The sequence below is a fragment of the Croceimicrobium sp. genome (genome assembly GCF_965228705.1).
Lineage (GTDB): Bacteria > Bacteroidota > Bacteroidia > Flavobacteriales > Schleiferiaceae > Croceimicrobium.
In genome coordinates this window covers 1,945,001-1,947,500 of sequence record NZ_OZ245832.1, presented here as the reverse complement: position 1 = coordinate 1,947,500, position 2,500 = coordinate 1,945,001, and the positions used below count along the sequence as shown (strand labels likewise).

The 2,500-nt window shown below is 49.8% G+C and carries 1 rRNA gene (only partly in view); it reads left to right on the top strand.

The window, feature by feature from the left end:
- Nucleotides 1-2,500, top strand: a 23S ribosomal RNA gene (locus tag ACO05P_RS08875) (it extends past both window edges: 227 nt to the left, 145 nt to the right).

Below are 2,500 nucleotides of genomic sequence, written 5' to 3'. Positions count from 1 at the left end.
AGTGGCGAGCGAAATGGGACAAGCCCAAACCAAAGTTGTTTCGGCAATTTTGGGGTTGTAGGACCACGATATCTGTTGTTCAAAGAACTTGAATGGTTTTGGAAGAGCCAACCAAAGAGGGTGAAAGTCCCGTAAAGGTAATTTTGAATAAATGGTAGTGGTATCCTGAGTAGCGCGGGACACGAGAAATCCTGTGTGAATCTGTCAGAACCATCTGATAAGGCTAAATACTCCTGAAAGACCGATAGTGCACTAGTACCGTGAGGGAAAGGTGAAAAGTACCCTGAATAAGGGAGTGAAATAGTACCTGAAACCGTACGCTTACAAGCGGTCGGAGTCCCATTAGGGATGACGGCGTGCCTTTTGCATAATGATCCTACGAGTTACTCCTCACTAGCGAGGTTAATTGGTTCAGCCAAGCAGCCGAAGCGAAAGCAAGTCTGAATAGGGCGTTTAGTTAGTGGGGGTAGACGCGAAACCCGGTGATCTACCCATGGCCAGGTTGAAGCTCTGGTAACACAGAGTGGAGGACCGAACCAGTTGACGTTGAAAAGTCTTTGGATGAGCTGTGGGTAGGGGTGAAAGGCTAATCAAACTGGGAAATAGCTCGTTCTCCCCGAAATGCATTTAGGTGCAGCCTCAAGTTTAGTTTAGTAGAGGTAGAGCGACTGGTTGGATGCGGGGGCTTCACCGCCTACCAAATCCTGTCAAACTCCGAATGCTACTAAATATACTTGGGAGTGAGGGCATGGGTGCTAAGGTCCTTGTCCGAGAGGGAAACAACCCAGACTATCTGCTAAGGCCCCCAAATGTATGCTAAGTTGATCAAACGTGGTCTGATTGCTTTGACAGCTAGGATGTTGGCTTGGAAGCAGCCATTCATTTAAAGAGTGCGTAACAGCTCACTAGTCGAGCGATCGGGCGTGGATAATAATCGGGCATTAAGCATACTGCCGAAGCAATAGCATCGAAAGATGGGTAGGGGAGCATTCTAGTTGCGTCGAAGGTGAACTGTGAGGTTTGCTGGAGCGGCTAGAAAAGAAAATGTAGGAATAAGTAACGATAAAGCAGGCGAGAAACCTGCTCACCGATAGACTAAGGTTTCCTGAACAACGCTAATCGGTTCAGGGTTAGTCGGGACCTAAGGCGAACCCGAATGGGGTAGTCGATGGAAAACGGGTTAATATTCCCGTACTTGTGTATACTGCGATGGGGTGACGGAGTAGTGAAAGTCCTGCGTACTGACGGAATAGTACGTTAAAGCCAGTAGATATAGGCACTGTAGGTAAATCCGCAGAGCTTGTCGAAGGTGATAGTACTCGGAGTCTTCGGATGATGAGATATGGACCTAATCAGACTTCCAAGAAAAACCTCTAAGCTTCAGGTATATACAACTCGTACCGCAAACCGACACAGGTAGTCAAGGAGAGAATCCTAAGGTGCTCGAGTGATTCATGGCTAAGGAACTAGGCAAAATAGCCTCGTAACTTCGGGAGAAGAGGCGCCTCTGGCAACAGAGGCCGCAGTGAAAAGGCCCAGGCGACTGTTTATCAAAAACACAGGACTCTGCGAAATCGAAAGATGATGTATAGGGTCTGACACCTGCCCGGTGCCGGAAGGTTAAGAGGAGATGTTATCTTCGGAGAAGCATTGAATTGAAGCCCCGGTAAACGGCGGCCGTAACTATAACGGTCCTAAGGTAGCGAAATTCCTTGTCGGGTAAGTTCCGACCTGCACGAATGGTGCAACGATCTGGGCACTGTCTCAGCCATGAGCTCGGTGAAATTGTAGTCTCGGTGAAGATGCCGAGTACCCGCAATGGGACGAAAAGACCCCGTGAACCTTCACTACAGCTTAGTATTGACTTCGGATAAACAATGTGTAGGATAGGTGGGAGACTTTGAAGCAGCATCGCCAGGTGTTGTGGAGTCAACCTTGAAATACCACCCTTTGTTTATTTGAAGCCTAACCCCGTCATCGGGGGACAGTGCTTGGTGGGTAGTTTGACTGGGGTGGTCGCCTCCAAAAGAGTAACGGAGGCTTCTAAAGGTGCCCTCAGCACGCTTGGTAACCGTGCGTAGAGTGCAATGGCATAAGGGCGCTTAACTGTGAGACCTACAAGTCGATCAGGTGCGAAAGCAGAGCATAGTGATCCGGTGGTTCCGTATGGAAGGGCCATCGCTCAAAGGATAAAAGGTACTCCGGGGATAACAGGCTGATCTCCCCCAAGAGCTCACATCGACGGGGGGGTTTGGCACCTCGATGTCGGCTCGTCACATCCTGGGGCTGGAGAAGGTCCCAAGGGTTGGGCTGTTCGCCCATTAAAGTGGCACGCGAGCTGGGTTCAGAACGTCGCGAGACAGTTCGGTCTCTATCTATTGCGGGCGTTAGAAATTTGAAGGGAGCTGACTTTAGTACGAGAGGACCGAGTCGGACAAACCTCTAGTGCACCTGTTGTGGCGCCAGCTGCATCGCAGGGTAGCTATGTTTGGATGAGATA